16 protein-coding genes are annotated in these 22,243 nt (G+C 39.9%); 9 read left to right on the forward strand and 7 right to left on the reverse strand.

The genetic code is table 11. The features are described from left to right. Positions 1–109: 109 nt before the first annotated feature. The 4 genes from IV514_RS04815 to IV514_RS04830 all read left to right on the forward strand — a co-directional run bounded on the left by IV514_RS04815 (position 110) and on the right by IV514_RS04830 (position 6,795). On the forward strand, positions 110–1,906 hold the full coding sequence (locus IV514_RS04815) for a tetratricopeptide repeat-containing diguanylate cyclase (protein WP_206483764.1): 1,797 nt from the start codon (positions 110–112) through the stop codon (positions 1,904–1,906). Further along, entirely contained in the window at positions 1,896–3,155 is a 1,260-nt protein-coding gene (locus IV514_RS04820; RefSeq protein WP_206483765.1) for a GGDEF domain-containing protein, read from the forward strand. Before IV514_RS04815 ends, IV514_RS04820 begins: the two co-directional genes overlap by 11 nt. 448 nt (positions 3,156–3,603) lie before the next feature. After that, a complete protein-coding gene (parC, locus tag IV514_RS04825; RefSeq protein WP_206483766.1) occupies positions 3,604–5,904 on the forward strand; it encodes a DNA topoisomerase IV subunit A in 2,301 nt (766 codons plus the stop codon). A 105-nt stretch (positions 5,905–6,009) separates the two neighbouring features. Next, positions 6,010–6,795: an EAL domain-containing protein gene (locus tag IV514_RS04830; protein WP_206483768.1), complete on the forward strand. Its 786-nt coding sequence runs from the start codon at positions 6,010–6,012 to the stop codon at positions 6,793–6,795. Here the strand turns inward: IV514_RS04830 and IV514_RS04835 are convergent. From IV514_RS04835 to tal, 3 genes are all read right to left on the reverse strand, one after another. Further along, positions 6,790–7,308, reverse strand: a complete 519-nt coding sequence (locus tag IV514_RS04835) for a hypothetical protein (protein WP_206483770.1) — start codon at positions 7,306–7,308, stop codon at positions 6,790–6,792. The two genes, IV514_RS04830 and IV514_RS04835, sit on opposite strands and share 6 nt — an antisense overlap. Before the next feature lie 96 nt (positions 7,309–7,404). Beyond that, positions 7,405–7,578, reverse strand: a complete 174-nt coding sequence (locus IV514_RS04840; protein ID WP_206483771.1) for a DUF3545 family protein — start codon at positions 7,576–7,578, stop codon at positions 7,405–7,407. A 131-nt stretch (positions 7,579–7,709) separates the two neighbouring features. Continuing rightward, complete coding sequence (tal, locus tag IV514_RS04845; RefSeq protein WP_206483773.1) at positions 7,710–8,663, reverse strand: transaldolase; 954 nt, start codon at positions 8,661–8,663, stop codon at positions 7,710–7,712. Positions 8,664–8,998: 335 nt separating this feature from the next. On the opposite strand from tal, the gene yaaA reads away from it, so the two are divergent. Further along, the gene (gene yaaA / locus IV514_RS04850; RefSeq protein ID WP_206483775.1) at positions 8,999–9,775 is read left to right on the forward strand and encodes a peroxide stress protein YaaA; all 777 of its coding nucleotides are present in this window, start codon (positions 8,999–9,001) and stop codon (positions 9,773–9,775) included. A gap of 60 nt (positions 9,776–9,835) precedes the next feature. On the opposite strand, the gene IV514_RS04855 is transcribed toward yaaA, so the two are convergent. From IV514_RS04855 to fldB, 4 genes are all read right to left on the reverse strand, one after another. Beyond that, positions 9,836–12,721, reverse strand: coding sequence for a TonB-dependent receptor (locus IV514_RS04855; protein ID WP_241242172.1), 2,886 nt, complete (start codon positions 12,719–12,721; stop codon positions 9,836–9,838). A gap of 489 nt (positions 12,722–13,210) precedes the next feature. Continuing rightward, complete coding sequence (locus tag IV514_RS04860; protein WP_206483777.1) at positions 13,211–14,251, reverse strand: FecR domain-containing protein; 1,041 nt, start codon at positions 14,249–14,251, stop codon at positions 13,211–13,213. A gap of 230 nt (positions 14,252–14,481) precedes the next feature. Further along, positions 14,482–15,723 (reverse strand): ATP-dependent RNA helicase SrmB, encoded by a 1,242-nt coding sequence (gene srmB, locus IV514_RS04865; protein ID WP_206484031.1) that lies wholly within the window; start codon positions 15,721–15,723, stop codon positions 14,482–14,484. A gap of 90 nt (positions 15,724–15,813) precedes the next feature. After that, positions 15,814–16,338 (reverse strand): flavodoxin FldB, encoded by a 525-nt coding sequence (gene fldB, locus IV514_RS04870; protein ID WP_206483779.1) that lies wholly within the window; start codon positions 16,336–16,338, stop codon positions 15,814–15,816. Between the two features lie 504 nt (positions 16,339–16,842). Between fldB and dsbC the strand changes: the two genes are divergently transcribed. The 4 genes from dsbC to lysS all read left to right on the forward strand — a co-directional run bounded on the left by dsbC (position 16,843) and on the right by lysS (position 22,226). Further along, positions 16,843–17,610, forward strand: a complete 768-nt coding sequence (gene dsbC / locus IV514_RS04875; protein ID WP_206483780.1) for a bifunctional protein-disulfide isomerase/oxidoreductase DsbC — start codon at positions 16,843–16,845, stop codon at positions 17,608–17,610. A gap of 42 nt (positions 17,611–17,652) precedes the next feature. After that, on the forward strand, positions 17,653–19,380 hold the full coding sequence (gene recJ, locus IV514_RS04880; RefSeq protein ID WP_206483781.1) for a single-stranded-DNA-specific exonuclease RecJ: 1,728 nt from the start codon (positions 17,653–17,655) through the stop codon (positions 19,378–19,380). Positions 19,381–19,519: 139 nt separating this feature from the next. Beyond that, positions 19,520–20,618, forward strand: a protein-coding gene (gene prfB / locus IV514_RS04885; protein WP_206483782.1) for a peptide chain release factor 2 whose coding sequence is annotated in 2 segments (ribosomal slippage) — positions 19,520–19,594 and positions 19,596–20,618 — 1,098 coding nt in all. Because the reading frame shifts where the segments join, the coding sequence is not laid out codon by codon here. A 51-nt stretch (positions 20,619–20,669) separates the two neighbouring features. Beyond that, positions 20,670–22,226 (forward strand): lysine--tRNA ligase, encoded by a 1,557-nt coding sequence (gene lysS, locus IV514_RS04890; protein WP_206484032.1) that lies wholly within the window; start codon positions 20,670–20,672, stop codon positions 22,224–22,226. Positions 22,227–22,243: the final 17 nt, after the last annotated feature.

Below are 22,243 nucleotides of genomic sequence, written 5' to 3' on the forward strand. Positions count from 1 at the left end.
GTTCAATTTAACCAAATTGATCCTCGGCCTTATTCCATGTGTTTTTTTGTTAATATCTTGTAAATTATATGCGGCACAGGCAATTAGTGATAGCAGTTTTGAGCTGTTCGTGACTGAGGTTGAATCATTACAAGATAAAAATCCAAGCCAAGCTTTTCTCGCTTTAGATGCTCAAATGAAAAATTTGTCAGCATTAACGATTGAAAATCAACTTACCTTTTACCGTCTGTTAGCTGAGGTCTATGTAGAACAAGCGCAGTATCATAGAAGTAAGTCTGTGGCGACAAAGGCCTTATCGCTTGCCAGACGGTTAACTAATCCAAGTATCGAAACGGCTGAGTTATTATTCGCTCGGGGATTTGCTATTGAAAGTTTAGGTGATTATCAAGCAGCCAGAGAAGATTATCGTAGTGGTTTGGAAATTGCTGATTCATTAAATGATAACAAAAATGTTGCCATCGGATTAATCAATTTAGGCGCGTTGGATTATCTAGTGGAGAAGTTTGATCGTTCATTAATTATGTTCAATGATGCCTTGTCGATAGCGCAGAAATTAAAAGATGATGAGTTATTAGGTTATGTATATTCTGAGCTTGGCATCTTGTATGGTTTAATTGTTCAAGATGAAAAATCACTCGCCTATTATGAAAAGTCATATGAACACTATTTAAAGGCAGGTAAAACGTATTACGCTTATACAACCTTACGTAATTTGGCAACCGGTTACGCGGTTAATAAAGATTATGACAAAGCGATCCCTTTATATAAGGAAGTGATAGAAAACGCTGATCAAGTGGGAAATGATGAACTCATTGCTTATGCCTACTCAGGTATGGCATGGGCTCAAGTAAAGAAAGAAGATAGCGATCCTGAAGCGGCTTATCAATATATGTTATTGGCAAGTCAATACGCACAAAACGCACAACAAGCTGATATCCCAATCAGTTTTGCCTTAGAACGAGGGTATTTATTTAGAGAACTGGGCAAAATTGAAGAAGCAATAGCAAGTATGGAACAAGCTGAGCAATTATTAAGGGAATATCAAGATAATGAACATAAAATTATCTCCACCATTTCTCAGCTGGATGTTTATTATTTAAAAGCACAGCTATATAAAGAATTGGGTGATTATAAAAAGGCTTATATGGCGCAAGATAAATACGTAACATTTGCCTTATCACTGCCTGAGAAAAGCAATGCTGATAAAGTTGAAGATATTCGTATGCGTTATGAGAGTGAGCAAGCAGATATTGAAAACAAGCTATTAGCACAGAAAGAATCGTTACAGGCACTTAAGATAAAAGAAGCAAAAGTGGAAGAGGAAAGCAGACAATTTTTAATGTCAATGTTTGCGGTTATCTCCTTGGTTTTAGCGTGGCTGTTACTGAAAACAGTAAAGGGGCAGCGCCACTTATTGCTTGCCAGCAGAACGGATGAATTAACGGGGTTGACTAATCGTCGTCGATTAATGCAATTGGGCAAGCTTTATGCGCAACAGGCGCAACAATATCAGCAACCCTTTAGTGTGCTAGTGATTGATGTAGACGAATTTAAAACCATCAATGATCAGTTTGGTCATAAAGCAGGAGACAAAACTCTACAACAGTTAGCTCAATTAGGACAGAGTTTGGTTAGCCATAAGCAAGTATTTGCTCGCTTAGGTGGTGAAGAGTTTACTGTTCTACTACCAGAAACAAGTTTTACACAGGCAATTGATTTTGCTGAGCAGTGTAGAGTCAAGATTGAGCAACATCCGTGGTCAGATACTTTAGGTCGAAATGTGACGGTAAGTATCGGGGTAACCACTTCGAAAGAGAACAACTTTGATCAGATGTTAAATCAAGCAGATTTATTGATGTATCAGGCGAAAGAACAGGGCAAAAATAGGGTGTGTTATGAGTCGTAATTGCCAAGCTAATACACTATTGCTGTTGATTTTAGCGTTTTTAGCGAGCATTGCAGCTGCTGCTCCTGCCTCGATGCCATCGGCAGAAGAAAAGCTCAATCAAGATAAAGTTCAAGGAGAGAAAACATCTGATTTATTATCTGATGCTCACCCGATGCCGGTAAATGATAGAATTCTTTCTTTACTTAAGCAAAGCAAAACTGATGCTGAACAAGCGCGGCAAGTATTGAATAAAATTGAAGCGATTAGCGATAATTTCAATCGTGCAGAACGATATTTAATGCATATTATCAATGCGTTGCTTATCCCTGAGGGAAGTGATCGTGCGCAACGAGTGATTGACGAACTTAACCGTGCAATGGCTTTGGAAGATAAAATAGCGAAAACGCAATTGTTTACCCCTGAGTTTTCTCAGGTGCACTTGCTGTTAGCCGAGCAATATGCGGCGATGCAAGATTATGAAAAAGCGTATAAACAAAAAGAGTTATATTTAAAAAAATATTACGATTATCGTAAGCAGATCAGAGAAGCACGTTTAGCCAAATTAAATGAAAAATATGAAACCGATCTGAAATTAAAAGAAAATGAATTATTAAAAAGCCAACATGAATTAAAAGCTTTGCAGATAAAAGAAGCGGAAAAGAAGAAATTTGCGCAGCATCGCAATATGTATATTCTTTTGATCACCGTGATTATATTTCTGCTAATTTTAATCCGACAGTTTAGAGTGCGTTCAATTTTACGTTCACTATCGAAAACAGATAGTTTAACAGGCTTATATAATCGTCGTACTTTGTTTGCTCAAGGGGACGCCTTGATTGATAAGGCGTGTGATGATAACACCGCTATTAGTGTGATCATGCTTGATATCGATCACTTTAAACAAATTAATGACAATTTCGGCCATGATGTTGGTGATAAAGTGATCACAAATGTTGCTTTATTAGGGAAAGAAGTTATTCGTACCCGTGATGTTTTTGCTCGACTAGGTGGTGAAGAGTTTGCTGTTATTCTTCCTAATACCCAATTAGATGAAGCCAAAGCAATTGCCGAACACTTTCGAGAAAAAGTAGAGCAAAACCCGCTTTCAGAACTTACACAAACAGTTACTATTAGTGCAGGTGTTGCCTGTAACCAAGCAACCAAAGCTGAATTTGATGATCTACTGCATGCTGCTGATCAGGCAATGTATCAGGCAAAAAATTCAGGTCGTAATCAAGTTTGTTGTTATCAAGGCCAACAAAGTTAAATTTCTTCATCTCAACTATTTTTTCTCGCCAGATAATCAGATAAGCTAGGGGCTGTAGATCTTTCAAGTTTGTTTTTGCAGCCGTTTGTTGGAGATTGATACAAGGCAGCACTTTTGATGTGTGGTTGTTTCACATGATAAAGTACTATCACAGTAGAAATGACACTGCCAGAAAAGTTCGGTTCAAAGCGTTTTACTCTTTGTTGTGAGGCGCTTTGCTTAGATGACTAAGCGTCAATCCACACGCCGTGATTAAAACGCTTTTCTCTCGAACAAAAGTTAAACAATAAAGATCAACAGCACCTATGGAAAAGATAGTTTGTGTGCCTTTTGCAAGTTATTTTTTTGAAAAAAAACAGCTTATTACCTAATACTCACTAAATGTGGCTGACGGTAAAGCAAGCGTAGAATATAACGATAATAAAAGTTTATCTCGGGAAACCCTTTCATGTCTGATGTACTTGATTATAGTCTTGACGGTATTGAACAACGACCATTACGCCAATTTACAGAAGAAGCATATTTAAATTACTCCATGTATGTGATCATGGATCGTGCACTGCCGCATATCGGCGATGGTTTAAAACCGGTGCAACGTCGCATTGTCTATGCAATGTCAGAACTTGGCTTATCCGCACTAGCAAAATATAAAAAATCAGCTCGTACCGTTGGTGATGTTTTGGGTAAATTCCACCCTCATGGTGACTCAGCCTGTTACGAAGCTATGGTATTAATGGCGCAGCCTTTTTCATACCGTTATCCTCTCGTTGATGGTCAGGGCAATTGGGGTGCACCCGATGATCCTAAATCATTTGCTGCTATGCGTTATACCGAAGCGAGGTTATCTCGCTTTAGTGAGGTTTTACTTTCAGAGTTAGGTCAGGGCACGGTTGATTGGATCCCCAATTTTGATGGCACCATGAAGGAGCCGAAGAACTTACCTGCCAGATTACCGCATATTTTGCTTAATGGCATTACCGGTATAGCGGTGGGTATGGCTACTGATATTCCGCCCCATAACGTCAAAGAAATTGCCAATGCTTGTATACAGCTTATTGAATCACCCAAAAGTGAGTTAGCCGATCTGCTTGAGCATGTTAAAGGACCTGATTACCCTACCGATGCTGAAATTATTACGCCCAAAGCTGATATTGAAAAAATATATCAGACTGGGAGAGGCAGCATCAAAATGCGTGCTGTTTATGAAATGGAGCATGGTGAAATCGTGATCACTGCCTTACCTCATCAAGCGTCTGGCGGTAAAGTATTAGAGCAAATAGCGAATCAGATGACGGCCAAAAAACTGCCTATGGTGGTGGACCTGCGTGATGAGTCAGATCATGAAAACCCTATTCGCTTAGTGGTGGTACCTCGTTCCAATCGTGTCGATGTTGAACAATTAATGCAGCATCTATTTGCCACCACAGATCTTGAAAAAAATTATCGCGTCAATCTGAATATGATCGGGCTAGATAATAAGCCAGCGGTAAAAGATTTACGTACGATGTTGGTTGAGTGGCTTGAATTTCGCCGTACCACGGTAAGACGACGTTTACAGCATCGACTCGATAAAGTTTTAGCGCGTTTACATATTTTAGATGGTTTATTAATTGCCTATTTAAATATTGATGAAGTTATTGAAATTATTCGTAACTTTGATGACCCTAAAGCTGAGTTGATGTCACGTTTTGAGCTGTCACAAATTCAAGCTGAAGCGATTTTAGAAATTAAATTACGCCAGTTAGCAAAACTGGAAGAGATCAAAATACGTGCTGAACAGGACGAGCTCAATAAAGAACGCGAATATTTAGAGAAAACACTTAACTCTAAAGCGCGGATGAATACCTTGATGAAAAAAGAGTTACTCGAAGCGGCTGAAAAATATGGTGATGAGCGCCGTTCAATTATTGTTGAGCGTAGTGAAGCGAAGGCACTATCAGAGAAAGATTTAGTGCCAAGTGAAGCCGTCACGGTTGTTGTGTCGCAAAAAGGTTGGGCGCGTTGTGCTAAAGGGCATGATATTGACGCAAAAGCATTAAGTTATAAGGCAGGGGATGATTACCTATGCTCAGCTAAAGGGCGAAGTAATCGTCCTGTGGTATTTATTGATTCCAGTGGTAGGGCATTTACTACAGATGCGCATAGCTTACCAACCGCACGAAGTCAGGGCGAACCATTAACGGGGCGTTTTAATTTATCTGCGGGAGAAAATTTTGAACAAACGATCATGGCAGATGATGATACCAATTACCTCCTTAGCAGTGATGCTGGCTATGGTTTTGTTGGTAAGTTTGTCGATATGGTCAGTCGTAATAAAAATGGTAAAGCGTTATTGAATTTACCTGCTAACGCTAAAGTGATGGAACCAAAAGTAATTGCAGATATTGACACGGCACTGGTATTGTCAATTACATCTGAGGGTCGGATGTTAGTATTCCCAGTGAAAGATTTACCTATTCTTAGTAAAGGTAAAGGGAATAAAATCATTAATATTTCTTCAGCGCGAGCAAAAGCAAGAGAAGAATTTGTCACTTTATTAGCGGTTATTTCGCCTCAAGATGCACTGACTTTACATGCAGGGAAGCGTAAATTGACGCTTAAATCCAATGATATTGAACATTATCGTGGTGAGCGCGGTCGTCGTGGCAATAAGCTACCACGAGGTTTACAGCGCGTTGATCGCATTGAAGTAGAAATTGTGGCGGAGCCTGAGGGGCAAGAAGATGAAAATACCGCAACAAGTGAGTAAAACACCCTAGTAATATTGGTTATTTGCGGGTAGCCATTACCACTTTTGTTGTCATAAAACTGTCATTCATGTCGATTACACTAGCATCAGTTAAAGGAGATGCTAGTGTATAAAACAATTGAAAATATTCTAAAAAACAAACAGGTCACCACGGTTTTTCAACCAATTTTTGATATTAACCAACAGACAATCCTTGGCTACGAAGCATTGTCGCGTGGCCCGAAAGACACTTGTTATTATTCTCCCGATATATTATTTCAGCATGCCACTCATTGTGGTCTGTTATCTGAATTAGAAATACTTTGTCGGGATACTGCGGTCAATGCATTTTCTCGATTAGCGTTGCAAGGTAAATTATTTCTCAATATTAGCCCGCTTGTTATTCTCGATAATGCTCACCCTCAAGGTGAAACGAAACGTCTTGTCGAAGCTGCAGGACTCGACTGTCAACAAATAGTGATCGAGTTAAGTGAGAAGTACCCAACACCGAATGAACAAATGCTCAGTCAAGCGCTAGCAAAGTATAGTGAGTTTGGCTTTGATGTGGCGATTGATGATTTAGGTGCCGGTTATTCCGGTTTGAAACTATGGAGCCAGTTAAGACCAGATCTTGTTAAAGTTGATCGTTATTTTGTTGAAAATTGTCATCAAGATAGTTTTAAGCGTAAGTTCTTAACCGCCATTTTTGAGTTAGCCAATTCGGCCAATGCTAGAGTTGTTTTCGAAGGGATTGAGTGCTTTGCTGAATTTGAATTACTGCGACAACTCGGTATGGTATACGCACAAGGTTATTATCTTGCTAAACCTGCACATGAGCCCGTTCGTCACTACCCGTACTGGTTAAGAGCTAATAATTTATTTCAGTTACAAGCCTATAACAGCGTATTATGATTGCAAAGTCTGGACTAATTGACAAAGGCGAGTGATTTTCAGGTTACTTAATTGTCGATAGTCAAAATAGGGGCAGATGATGATACCCAAAGATTTATTGACGGCAAATTCTGGTGAAAGCCAATGACATTGGTTATCGAGTCCAAGCTTGCTTGCAAAGGTTTTGCCCATGATGATATCAATGGTGTTATGTTGATTAGTCAGCTTTGTTACGCCTTCAGCAGGCGAGGTAAATATCAACGCGGTATTACTTCGGGCTTGGAGTAATTGTTGATCTCTATAATCTTGCCAGCGGTCAAATTCAGCTTGTGTTAACTGGTAAATAAACTTGGCATAGACATTAAATATTTTTCGCCAATGATTCCCTGTTTGAGTGGCGATATTGGCGATGTCACCTTGTTGTAACGGCTGTAATTGAGTTAATTTCTGATAAAGCTCGAGCGGTGGCCTGTGCTCAATATGAACACGTATAGTAGCTTGATGGTCGCCAAGACCGATAATGTTTGTCTGCATTGATTCGCTTTGGTCAATTGTTACTAGCAGCATTTTTATTATGCTATAAAAAAACCCAGTAATGACTGGGTTTTTAGTTAAAATGTTTTAATTAGCTTAAAACTCGTCCAACATGTACTCTAACGAGTCATCATATACCTTTAAATCTTTTTCTAGTTGGAACTTTTCTTTCAGTTGTTCTATTTCACGCCATTTTCGTTTTTTGTTATTGCTTGTGGCTGCTTTTGGTTGTTTACCAAGTGAGCCCAACACTTCTTCGAGTTTATTCATGGTATGCTCCTTTTTTTACAACTGCATGATTTTTTTATCATACTCTATTGCATAAATGAAACATTTTTTTACTAATTAACTTTAAGTAAATGAATAATAAATAAATTAACTCTAGGGTGTGCTAACTAACCTTAGATTATTTCTGCTAATTGCTTCTCAAGTTTCACTTGGTCGATTGCAAAATTTCGAATACCTTCGGCTAACTTTTCTGTTGCCATTGCATCTTGGTTCATTTGCCAGCGAAACTCAGCTTCAGTTAAACTGCTTTGCTTACTCATAGCAGGTTGTTCGGCAAATAATTTTTGTTCTATTACCGCATCTGAATTTGCCAGCTCTTCCAACAATTGAGGGCTAATGGTTAAGCGATCACAACCGGCTAATTCAAGGATTTCACCGCTATTTCTAAAGCTTGCCCCCATGACGATAGTGTTATATCCCATGGCTTTGTAATAGTTGTAGATTTTAGTCACTGATAATACGCCTGGATCTTCATTCGCAGGGTATGCCGTTTTACCAGTGTCTTTTTTGTACCAATCTAAGATACGCCCCACGAATGGTGAAATAAGAAAAGCGCCAGCTTCTGCGCAGGCCTGTGCTTGTGCAAAACTAAACAATAAGGTTAGGTTACAATTAATGCCTTCTTGTTCAAGCTGCTCAGCGGCTTTGATCCCTTCCCAAGTTGAGGCAAGTTTTATTAAAATACGATCATTGCTGATGCCTGCTTCATGATACATGGCAATTAATTTATGGGCTTTATCGATTGATGCTTGTGTGTCAAATGACAATCTAGCATCCACTTCGGTTGAAATACGACCTGGGATAATCTTGAGGATCTCAATTCCGATCAGTACTGATAATTTATCAGCAGCATCAATAACTTGTTGCTCGGCATTACTTGATTGTGTTTTTGCCCATTCAACCGCTTGCGTTAATAAATGTTGATAATTACTTAACGAAGCTGCTTTTAGTAATAGTGAAGGATTAGTGGTAGCGTCTTGAGGGTGAAACTTTGCAATGGCTTCAATATCCCCTGTATCTGCGACTACTGTGGTCATTTCTTTTAATTGTGCTAATTGATTAGCCATAACATCTGCCTTTGTCGTGTTAAAAATGAAAAGTCTACCGGTTAAGCGTTGAGACAAGATGCTTATTTCTGGTGTAACTCCTAAAATGCACAAATAATGTCCGAATGGGTTCCTTAAGCTAAGGAATACTGTGACGGCGCATTAATTTGAGCACGAACTCTAATTTGTATCAAATTCTGTTAAATTAGCAAGTAGCTTTCGCAATTTATTCATTATTAGTTATATCGTAATAACACGCTGGTGTATTACTTTAGCTGGGAGAACGTAGGAAAATGGTCTGGCTGTGGTATAGTGTTGATAAAATTATTCATTTTAATAAGTCATAAAGGTTAGTTATGTTATTGGTTGTTTCACCAGCAAAAAATCTTGATTATGAATCTCCTTTAGTCACACAAAAATATTCTCAACCACAATTATTATCTGAGAGTGAGCGATTGATCGAACAATGTAAAACGCTGACGCCTGCAGATATTGCTTCTTTAATGGGGATTAGTGACAAACTTGCGGGCTTAAATGCCGCACGATTTGGACAGTGGTCGACACCGTTTACCCCTGAAAATGCCAGACCCGCTGTTTTGGCTTTTAATGGTGATGTTTATACGGGCTTTGATGCCGCTAGTCTCACTGAGAAAGATTTTGAATATGCACAACAACATATGCGCATTTTATCGGGCTTATATGGCTTACTGAAGCCGCTGGATTTGATGCAAGCGTATCGCCTTGAAATGGGCACAAAGTTGGCGAATGAACGTGGCGCTAATTTATACCAATTTTGGGGGGATATTATCACTAATAAATTAAATGAAGCACTTGAACAACAAGGCGATAACGTGCTGATTAATTTAGCGTCGAATGAGTATTTTAAATCGGTGAAAAAGAAATTATTAGCTGCTGAGATTATTACGCCTGCGTTTAAAGACTGGAAAAACGGGCAATATAAAATGATCAGCTTCTTCGCTAAGAAAGCACGCGGCTTAATGGCGCGTTATATCATTGAACATCAGATTAATGATGTACAAGGGCTGAAGAAATTTGCTGTGGCAGGTTACCAATATAATGCCGAATTATCAAAAGGGAATGACTGGGTGTTTACCCGAAAAGAAGCGCAGTAATGCGAAGATGTTTAGCAATTAACAGTCGCCGCTTTTGCCCTTAACTTGTATGAGGCTTGGTTAAAAATGGTAGTTAACACCAAAGTACAGATAACTACCATTAAAGCCAAACGGGGCAGAGCGTCGAGAGTATTTAAATACCCCTAAACTATCAACGACTTCATTGCCTTGTTGATCAACAATTCTACCGCCGTGCGAGTTGCCAATCGTGTTTTTATCAGGAGTGACGTTAAAGACATTGTTGATGCCTGCATACCAAGTAAACTCTGGGGAGTATTGTTGTTCAAATCGTACGTCTGTGAGTACCTTGGCACCATAGGTTTGGGTCTTCCCATCCATAATGGTGTATTTACCAAAACGATTTAATCCTAGCGTTAATGACCAATCATTTTGCTGATATTGCGAGTTAATGCTAACCCTATCTTTGGGTTGCCATTGCTCAATAATCGAAATATCTTGCGCAGAAAACAATTGTTCATTCGATAGCTGGTTTAATACACTTTGCTTTGGAAAGTTAAGTTTCTTTACATCTGTATCCGTGATGTTAGCGGCCACAATTAAGGTGTGTTGACCTTGAAATAAAGGATGTTGCCATGTTGATATCAGATCAATGCCGCGCGTTTGGGTATCCACACCATTGATAAATACTTGTGCTTTATCAACATTCGCTTGAGTCAGTGCCTGAGATAAAATAGGTGAATACTCAGGTGATAATTTATTACTGATAACAATACGATCATCAATATCAATGGCGTAGTAATCTAAGCTAAGTGAAAACTTCTGGCTGAAGTCCCACACCGCGCCAAGAGAGAAGTTATTTGATTGTTCTTCACGTAATAAGGGGATACCAATGCTTTGGGCTAATTGACTATCGTTTCTGAAGGTGCCCACTTGTTCGGCGGTTAACATATTGTGCTCATTGACCAGAAATTGGCTACTGATGTTGTTAAAGTACAGCTGTTGCATTGAGGGAGCTCGAAATCCTGTACTCACCGAACTTCGTAGTTTAATGGCATCCGTTAATCGCCAAAGCCCTGCCAGTTTTATGTTTGATGTACTGCCAAAACCATCGTAGTCATCATATCGCACCGCGCTATTGATATGAATCGATTCGCTCAGCTCACTGCTTAATTCAAGGTAGAATGAAGTGACATTACGGTCTTCATTGACTTGTGCATCTTCAGATATGCCGGGGAACCCTTGAATACCAGAGAGGGCGTATTGTCCTAGAAAGCTTGGCGGTAGCTGTTGAGTATAATTATAGTAACTGTATTGTTCGCCGCTGTTTACTTGATAGCGGTCTTTTCGTAACTCAGCCCCTAGGGTTAAAGTGTAATTATCAAAACTATGCTGTATATCAAAATTTAAGGTATGTAAGGATAAGTAAATATTATAAGCATCTGCCGATCTAGGCATTTGCACTCTGATCTCATGGCTGGATAAGTCGCCTTGCGCTACTAACATATTTGCGTAAGAGGCATTAATAGAATTTTTCGTGCTGTAGTTGATTTCGTTTTCACCAAAAGAATAGGAAATATCAAAAGAGGAAGAGCTTGTTAGCTCGGTTTTATACCCCAGTGTTATTGTTCTATCGGTGATGTCTGAGTCAATAAAAGGAAGGTAACCGCCAGGAATAACGGGTTTACCATCGGGTAATATTGGGTTTGCTTGCTCGCTGATATTATCGCGAAAAAATGCAGCGGATTCATTACTGCGCTCAGAGATCGTGGCAAAGCTGTATAAGCTGCCATGAACGAGTTTTAATTCACTGTTGTAGGCCAAAGCAATTTGGTTGTAAGCCGGGTCGCCAATGTTAAAAGTATCTCGGTTAGCGGAAACTTCTTCCGGATTGCTTGTGACATAACTTCCATCAGGTTGTTTGATGCAACCTGAATACTGACATGAACCATGTAAACCCGAGCGATCGGTTGACTGATGATCTTTTAAGCTAAATGAAACATTGAAAAAACCATCCTGATCAATAGCAAAGCCTTTATTTAGGCTGATATCTATATTCTGTCCATCACCTAGGCTGTATTGACCATAACTGGCGGTGAGTTGTCCTTCTGTTTGGGAGTCTTTGAGTACTATGTTGATAACACCAGCAATGGCATCTGAGCCATACTGGGCGGCAGCTCCATCACGTAGGATTTCAATGTGTTTGATTGACTGAAATGGAATAGAATTAATACCGACACCAGAGGTACCTCGACCAACCGAGGTATTAATATGCAATAAGCTGGCATGGTGACGACGTTTACCATTGACTAAAATTAAGGTTTGATCTGGTCCAAGGCCTCTTAAAGTTGCTGGTTTTAATACGTCGGTCCCGTCACTAATGGAAGAGCTGGGAAAGTTAAACGAAGGAGCCAGCATTTGTAGCATTCTGCCATTATCTTGTTGACCTGTTGTTTGTAATAACTGATGCGATAATAAGTCAACAGGCACAGGAAGTTCACTAATACTTCGGCCGATACTGCGACTACCTACGATGGCTATTTTCTCTATTGCACTTTGGTTACTCGCCATTTTCTTAGCGGTGTTAGTCGCTAATTTTGTTTTTGTGGGAATGTTGATGTTATTCGTTGTACGTCGTTGTATGCGTATTTTATCTTGAGCACTGAAAATAGCTTCAAGCTCCGTGTGTCGTAATAACTTGTTTAAGCCGTGTTGGAGGCTGAAATAACCATTTAATCGATTAGTCCGGTATTGTTTGGTTAATTCATATGAGAAGATAATGGTACGCTCGCTTTGCTTGGCGAAAGCGATAAGTGCTTGATCAGCAGGTTGAGCTTTAATATCAAAGAAGAATAATTGCTTAGCAATAACGGGTAAACAGATGCTGAGCAAAGTTACCAAAATAACTAACGAGGGTTTTACTTTTAGTAAGACCCAAAAGTAATGATGTTGTTGATCCCTTTTTACATTTTGAGCATCAGAAAACATTAAATATACTGCAACTAGTAAACAATCATAATACGCTGAAAATCCCAGTATAGTATGAAGGTGCTACGAGCTAAAGCTTTATATAGGGCGTGTAGATCTTTTAAGTTTGTTTTTGCAGCAGTTTGTTTGGTATTTATACAAGGCAGCGCTTGTATAGTGTAGTCATTCTCGGCTCTGGCTTCCTGCTTCGCCCTAGCTCCTGCATCCATGCAGTCGTACTCAAATCAAGCGATAAAGACTTTATGCTCCTGCAAAGCCATCTTACCCCACATCCGTGTTAGGCAACACAGTAAAAATGCCAAACGAATGTTGCCCGAAGGGTTCAACTAAACGCCTCCAGCTTGTTGCCTACATGGATGTAGGTACTTAGCGTGAGCAGGAGCGGAAGCTGTAGTTAAATTAACCATAGACGACTATGCAAAAATTCAAGTGCCGCGATCAGAAGTCGTTTATCTTGAACAAAATTCAAACAGCAAAGTTCAACACGCCCTAACTATTATCTTTCAGGCTAAGTTGCACTGAGTTTGTTGCGTTAAATTGAGATGCTATGCCGAAATTATAGGATAAAGAGGCTAATAAACCTTCAATGTCACCGGCTTTGAAATAACCAGCAATCGGGATATGTTTGATTGCTTCATCGACTAGGACAAATTCTACATCACTGTATCGGCTAATCTCATTTAGTGCTTGTACCAAGGTTTCGCCAGAAAATACTAACATCCCTTGTTGCCATGCGAGTTCTTTATCTGATTGCTTATTAGATAATGTTGCGGTAGCCAGCTGCACAGTGTCTTCGATGATAGATTTTTCCCCTTGCTGGATAATTTGCTGGGAATCGAATTTAGTCACTTCACTATGGATCAATGTTGCTAGTTGTTGAGCGGAGTAGTTAGCTTCGCTGATAAGTACCTTACCTTCACTTACTACGAGCTCCATGTCGGTGCTATTGTTTTTCTGGATATTAAAAATGGTACCCAAGGCAGTAAATGATTTTGTGCCAGAAGTGACAGTGAATGGGCGACTTGCATCTTTTTCAACATCAAACTGAGCTTCACCATACAATAAATCGATATGACGGTGAACTGTTGTATATTGCACTTGTACTTTCGTTTGCGTATTCAGGGTGATGGTACTGCCATCGAATAAGGTGATGGTTTTAATTTCACCTGTATTTGTCATGTAAGTACGAAGTGGTGCTGGCGCTTTATCAGTTTGCATTAATGTTTGTTGCAAAATAAGTAAGGTGATTACTATCAAGCTAGTGAACACCAAGGCTAAGAGCCATTTTACTTTATTAACATGTAAGAAGGTTGTTGGCTTTTCCAGTGGAAAGATCCCATTAAGACTCTCTAACTCACTAATATTATCAAAAATAGAAGCAACCTTATAAAGAGTTTGATGATGAACTGGGTTTTGATTGAGCCAAGCAATTAACAAGGGCTTATCTTCCTGAGTTAAGCCGCGATTTAAACGACAAACCCAATATTTTGCTTGTTGCTTGATCTGATGATTGGCCAATGTTTTAGACATATATGCTTGCTTATCCCTAACGTTGCAATATATAGACGATAATCTATGTGATTGAGGCTTTATTTACAACAATTGTATTGGAAGCCGGATACAATTAACTCAATATGTTGTAATTTTCGCCTATTCATTGGTGCTAAGCAAGTTTTATTGGTTTTTTGTTTAATTTTTTAGAGGATTTAACAGGATATTGAATGATGAGTGCGATCCATATCCTGTTGTTTACTTTTTATTTACATTTTCTGTTGTTTTTTGGCGCGTTTTTTCGCTTTTGCTTTTTTCTGAGCGGTCGATTTTTTCACTTTTGGTTTTTTCAAGGCAACTTTGGCTTCTTTATGTTTAGGACGCAAGCCTTCAATGACACGACGGGGCAATCGCTCATCCATATAACGTTCGATTTTCCCGATAACAGGCATATCATGAGCTTCAACTAAAGAGATAGCCGTACCTTTGTTTCCTGCACGCCCAGTTCTTCCGATACGATGTAAGTAGATATCTGCTTTTCTTGGCATGTCAAAATTAATCACATGGCTAATATCATCAATATCTAATCCGCGTGCCGCGACATCGGTAGCCACCAAGACATTCACCTTGCCATTACGGAATCGTTCAACTGCATTATTGCGTTTATCTTGCGGCATCTTTCCTTCGAGCCAAACACAAGGGATGTCTTCGGCGTAGAGTTTGCCTGATAAAAATTGTACTGTTTCTCGTTTGTTCGCAAAAACCACTGCTCGTTTGACTTCGTCTTGCTTTAATAAGTTACTGAGTAATTGAAACTTATGGTTTTTATCATCGGCTAAGTGTAGCCATTGGTGGATTTTAGCTTTTTCTTTACGCGATGGATTCGCTTCTAAAAATACCGGCTCATTTAATATCTCTTTTGAGAACTTTAAGACATGTGAACCTTCAAGTGTGGCTGAGAATAACAAGGTTTGTTTGCGCCATCTAGCTTCACCAATGATACGGTTAATTGTCTCGGCAAAGCCCATATCAAGCATGCGATCCGCTTCATCTAGAATTAAAATTTCTATTTCGCGTGCATCAAATTGTTCGTTTTCAATATATTCGAGTAAACGCCCCGGTGTGGCGATTAGCATATCAGTGGTTTCGGTTAAAATTTCTTTATGGCTGCCATAATTGACACCACCAGTAATGACACCGGTTTTAATATTAGTGAGTTCGGTTAGTTTTTCACTTTGTTCATTAATTTGTAGTGCTAATTCTCGGGTCGGAGAAAGGACTAATACTCGAGGGAAACCCGGTTTAGTACGAGGGTAATCGAGTAAATGTTGGGCGGCTGGTAATAAAAATGCAGCGGTTTTTCCCGTGCCGGTGGGGGCAGAAGCCAGTACATCTTTACCCGCCATAGCTTCTGGTAACACTAATGATTGTATTGATGTTGGTTTGGTAAAACCGATATTTTTTATTCCGCCTAGAAGTGCTGAATCTAGATCAAACTGCTCAAACATAATGATTTTTGCTCGAATTTAAGATGTGCAAATTATAGAGGTAAAGTGATGATTTACCTATAGCTGCACAGAAAAAGTTTATAAAACCAGCTTTTATTGTGTTAATAAATCACTGATCTCTTGTTGAAGTTGTTGGCACCAAAGATTGATACGCTCATCACTTAGTGCATATTGGTTGTCTTCATCGAGTGCCAATCCAACAAAGTTTGTTTTATCTTGGGTTAGGGCTTTTGACGCTGAAAACTCATATCCTTGGTTTGGCCAATACCCAATAACATAGCCGCCTTGAGCGATCACTTGTTCATGTAACATGCCTAGAGCATCTTGGAACCATTCAGTATAGCCAATTTGATCACCCATGCCATATAACGCAACCACCTTGTTATTAAGATCTAAATGGCTAATGTCATCCCAATGACTTTCCCAGTCTTCTTGGATTTCTCCGTAATCCCAAGTAGAAATACCAAAAATTAATAAATCAAACTGTTCACAGTGGGCTAACGGAACATCTTTTAAATTAAATAACTCAACATCGCCTTGAGGAAAATGTGCCTGAATTTTTTCCGCAGCTATCTCGGTATAACAAGTTGTAGAGCCATAAAATAGACCAATTTTCATGAGAATAACTCGATTTTTATTGGAAGGGTGCAAAATTGGCGGCAAGTTTAACAGATGTGCTTATTATGATGCTAGTTTCACTATGACTTTTTATGGTGATAATAGCACTGTCTCGTGCACGCTGATTGATTTTTACTTAAATTCACTGTAATTTTGTCGGTCTTATTAAGGTCTATACAGTTAGACACGCATTTACTGGCGTTAATACCAATGGAAATAAATATTTAACCAGTTCAGAGCTGTGTCAGGAGAGTTAGAACAAAACAAATTGATGCTGGTGTAGTTATTCTCCATCAAAGCAATTTGTAACGTTATCACTTTCATGACAAGCTCCCAAAGGGCGAGTTTAAAAGGCTTATATGCTGCGTAATTGATTTTGACAAGGGAATAACCATTCTCTGCAATCAATGCCTTGTCTATAAGCCTTTTAATTCTCGCTGAATGATCAAATTATTAATTCCATTGGTATAAGTTCAGTGAAAAATACAAAATTTGGGAAGTTTTATGTATAAAGTATTAGCCTCAGCGTTGCTGATAGTTATTTCAAGTGGTTTACTCAAAGCCAATGCGACCAGTGGGCAGCAACATTCAAGTGATGAAAAAGCCCAACTAATAAAGCAGTTATCAGAGACCATAGGTCTGGAAGTTGTTTCTGCTAAACCTTCTCCTATGGCAGGCCTTATTGAAGTTGTCACTTCTCAAGGTATGTTTTATACAAGTAGTGATGGTAAGTTTTTAATACACGGTAAATTGTACGGTTTAGCTGGTAATAATGTAGTGAATCATACCGAAGAAAGCCTTGCTAAAGTGCGTGTTGACGGCATGAAACAATTTGAAAATGACATGATTGTTTATCCTGCTAAAAATGAGAAACATGTCATCACTGTGTTTACTGATATTACTTGTGGCTATTGCCGTAAACTTCATAAACAGATGGATCAACTGAACGACAAAGGTATTACTGTTCGTTATTTAGCGTATCCAAGAGCGGGAGTGAAAGATCAGTTCGGACAGCTTTCACAAGGGTTTAAAGATTTACGTTCTATCTGGTGCCATGAGAATCCTGCTGAAGCATTAACCAAAGCAAAACTAGGTTCATCGGTCGCACAACGAGTTTGTGATAAACCTATCGAAGATGAATTTAATTTTGGTCGTCAAATTGGCGTCAGCGGCACACCGGCAATTATTTTTGATAATGGTTTTATGTTGCCAGGTTATAAAGAACCTGACGCGATATTATCCATTTTAGAAAGTTTTACGGCAGACAGCTAATTGTCTGAACATTTTTTTTATACATCAGGTAAGTGACTGTTCATGGATAAAACTATTGTTCGTCGCGATCGTGTTGATGATAGCCACTTACCTGAAAGCTTACACCCCGTTATTCGTCAAATTTACGCAACCCGAGGCGTAAAAAACGAACAAGAATTACAACTGAATGTAAAACACTTGCTCGATGCTAAGCAAATGCTGGGTATCGAGCGCGCTTGTGAATTGCTATATCAGGCACTTGTTGAGCAGCAACGCGTCTTTATCATTGGCGACTTTGATGCTGATGGCGCAACCAGCACGGCATTGATGATGAGTGCACTGTCGGCATTTGGCAGTCAACACCATGAATTCTTAGTGCCTAATCGCTTTGATTATGGTTATGGCTTAACGCCAGAAATTGTCAATATAGCAGCGAAACAAGGGGCCGAAGTATTAATTACTGTCGATAATGGCATTAGTTGTATCGCAGGTGTCGATAAAGCGAAAGCGCTCGGTTTAACTGTGATTGTGACCGATCATCACCTGCCGGGTAAAACATTGCCAAACGCCGATGCCATTGTGAATCCGAATCAAGTTGGCTGCCTGTTTCCCAGTAAATCGATTGCTGGTGTCGGTGTCGCGTTTTATTTTATGGTGGCCATGCGGGCTTATTTACATGAACGTAGTTGGTTTGAACAGCAAGGGATCCAGCCGCCCAATATCGCACAGTACCTTGATCTAGTGGCGCTTGGCACTGTGGCCGATGTGGTGTCGTTAGATGCAAATAATCGTATTCTGGTTGAGCAAGGGCTTAAACGTATTCGCGCTGGAGTAACCCGTCCAGGGATCCAAGCCTTAATTGAAGTGGCAGGTAAAAATCAACCAAGTTTAACCGCGGCAGATTTTGGTTTTGCGCTCGGGCCTAGAATCAATGCTGCAGGGCGGTTAGACGATATGGCTTATGGCATTAACTGTTTGCTGGCTTCTGATTTAATGAGTGCACGGGTGATGGCGGCAGAGCTTGATAGTTTAAATAAAGCGCGCCGTGAAATAGAACAGGGCATGCAGCAAGAAGCTGAAACAGTGATGAAGCAGCTTAATTTTACTGAAGAAGCTTTACCCTTTGGTCTTGCGCTATACCACCAGCAGTGGCATCAAGGGGTGATCGGCATTGTGGCTGGAAGGCTAAAAGAAAAATTTCATCGACCTAGCGTGGTCTTCGCTGCTAATGAAACAGGCACTGAGCTAAAAGGCTCAGCACGCTCGATCCCTGGTCTTCATATTCGAGACTTACTTGAGTACATTGCCAGTCAGCACCCGGCACTGATCATAAAGTTTGGTGGTCATGCGATGGCGGCAGGATTATCAATAGCTCCTGAAAATTTTGCACAATTTCAACAATATTTTAATGAATATGCCCAACAATGGTTAACGGAAGAAGCCTTGCAAGGTAAATTGTATTCTGATGGCCAGCTTGATATTCAAGTGATGAACCTTGCGTTTGCTCAGTTATTACAACAAAGTGGCCCATGGGGACAAAACTTTACTGAGCCTGTATTTGATGATGACTTTGAATTAGTGCAGCAACGTATCGTTGGTGAAAAACATTTGAAGATGGTGGTGCAAAAACAAGGGCAAGTGTTTGATGCCATTGCTTTTAATATTGATATAAAACAGTGGCCTAATAGCCAAGCAAGTAAAGTTCATCTTGCATACCGCCTTGATATTAATGAGTTTCGAGGCAAACGAAATGTTCAGTTAATGGTTGAGCACCTCGCCTTAGTAAGTTAATGGGGTAAAATCGTTCTCAATATCTTCAAGAGAAATAATAAAATAGCCGCATCTGAGCATTTATTTGGTTGAGCAATTAGGCTACAATGCGCGACTAATTTTCCCTTATTTTCATCTGTTAAAGGCATTTAATTTAGTAATGTTTGAAGTCAATCCGGTGTTATTTAAAGTCAAAGAAATTCGTGAACGTGCGCAAATGCTTCGGGGGTATCTTTGACTATGACCAAAAAGCTGAGCGTTTAGTTGAAGTTATTCGTGAGTTAGAAGTTCCCGAAGTATGGAATGAACCTGAGCGTGCGCAAGCTTTGGGTAAAGAAAGAGCTAATCTTGAAGCGGTAGTAGAAACCATTCAAAGCTTAGATGCGGGTTGCGATGATATTGAAGGTTTAGTTGAATTAGCCGTCGAAGAACAAGATGAAGAAACATTTAATGATGCTGCTGCCGAGGTCGCTGCGTTAGAAGAAAGCCTTGAGAAATTAGAATTTCGCCGAATGTTTTCTGGCGAACAAGACAGCGCAGATTGCTATTTAGATCTTCAGTCTGGCTCTGGTGGCACCGAAGCCCAAGATTGGGCAGAAATGTTGATGCGTATGTATCTCCGCTGGGGAGAAGCGCACGGCTTTAAAACCGAAGTTATTGAAGTCAGTGATGGCGATGTCGCCGGTATTAAAGGTTGTACAATCAAATATTCAGGTGATTATGCCTATGGTTGGTTAAGAACCGAAACCGGCGTGCATCGTTTAGTGCGCAAATCACCGTTTGACTCTAGTGGTCGCCGTCACACGTCGTTTGCCTCGGCGTTTATTTACCCTGAAATCGATGACAATATTGAAATCGATATTAATCCAGCGGATTTACGTATTGATACTTTCCGTGCCTCTGGTGCGGGTGGTCAGCATGTTAACAAAACAGACTCTGCTATTCGAATTACCCATGAGCCAACCGGTGCCGTAGTTGCTTGTCAGGCGGATCGTTCTCAGCATAAAAACCGTGCCACGGCAATGAAGCTCTTAAAAGCGAAGCTTTATGAAATGGAAATGCAAAAGCAGAATGAAAGTAAGCAAGAATTAGAAGATGGTAAGTCAGATATAGGATGGGGCAGTCAAATTCGATCGTATGTATTGGATGATAGCCGCATTAAGGATTTACGCACTGGGGTTGAAAATAGAAACACCCAAGCGGTATTAGATGGTGATCTGGATAAGTTTATCGAGGCATCATTAAAATCAGGGCTGTAAGTCCGTAAGTAACAACGAGTTCACATTTAATTAATTGAGATAATGCAAAACATGAGCGAGCAAGCACAAGACGAAAACAAATTGATTGCCGAACGTCGCGGCAAATTAGCGCAAATTCGAGAAAACTGTTCGGCCAATGGCCACCCAAATAAGTTTGATCGAAAACACTATGCGGCTGATTTACAAGCTGCTCATGGTGAAAAAGACAAAGAAACCTTAGAGGCTGAAACTGAGGTTTACAGCATTGCGGGTCGTATCATGGCTAAACGTGGTCCATTTTTAGTATTGCAAGATATGACGGGCCGAGTGCAAGCGTATGCTGATAAAAATGTACAAAAAGACATTAAAGCCCGTTGGGGTGGAGTGTTAGATATTGGTGATATTATCGGCGTCACAGGGACTTTACATAAATCGGGTAAAGGCGATTTATACGTCAATATGAACGAGTACCAGCTATTAACTAAGTCGTTACGTCCATTACCAGAAAAGTTCCACGGCCTGCAAGATACCGAAACTAAATATCGCCAGCGTTATGTTGATTTGATCATCAACGAAGAAACACGCAATACCTTTAAAGTACGTTCAAAAGTTGTTGAGGGTATTCGTCGATTCTTAGCGGAACGCGACTTTATGGAAGTTGAAACGCCAATGTTGCAAACCATCCCCGGCGGTGCAACGGCTAAACCTTTTACCACATTTCATAATGCATTAGACATTGAAATGTTTATGCGCATAGCGCCAGAGCTTTATCTAAAACGTTTGGTTGTCGGTGGTTTTGAGCGAGTATTCGAAATTAACCGTAACTTCCGTAATGAAGGTTTATCGACGCGTCATAACCCAGAATTTACCATGATCGAATTCTACCAAGCCTACGCGACATATCATGATTTAATGGACTTAACAGAAGAAATGCTACGTACAGTGGCAGAAGACGTGTTAGGTACTAGTGTTGTTCGCAATACAGTGAAAAATGATGAAGGCGAAGTAATCGAAGAAAAGTTCTATGACTTTGGCAAGCCATTTGCGCGTTTATCTATGGTTGATGCTATTTTACAGCACGCTAAAGAAGGCTTAATTACCGCAGAAGATGAAGCTGCATTACGCGATCCTGAAAACAACTTTGATACCATTAAAGCATTAGCTAAAAAAGTACATGTTAAAGAAGGTGACGCCGCTAAGGTATGGGGACCTGGTAAATATATCTGCGAAATCTTTGAAGAAGTCGCTGAACATTTACTTGATCAACCTACGTTCATTACTGAGTACCCATGGGAAGTATCACCATTGGCACGCCGTAACGATGAAAACCCGTTTATAACTGACCGCTTTGAGTTTTTTGTTGGCGGCCGTGAGTTGGCGAATGGTTTCTCAGAGCTTAACGATGCGGAAGACCAAGCTGAGCGTTTCCGCAAGCAAGTGGAAGAAAAAGATGCTGGTGATGACGAAGCCATGCATTTTGATGAAGACTATATTCGTGCACTAGAGCATGGTTTACCACCAACAGCGGGTGAAGGTATTGGTATCGACCGTTTGGTGATGTTATTTACCGATTCACCAACCATTAAAGATGTGATTTTATTCCCTCATATGAAGCCGTTGTCTGAATAACTAACGTAAGCTGTTTC

The sequence above is a fragment of the Thalassotalea sp. G2M2-11 genome, from assembly GCF_017168195.1.
GTDB lineage: Bacteria > Pseudomonadota > Gammaproteobacteria > Enterobacterales > Alteromonadaceae > Thalassotalea_E.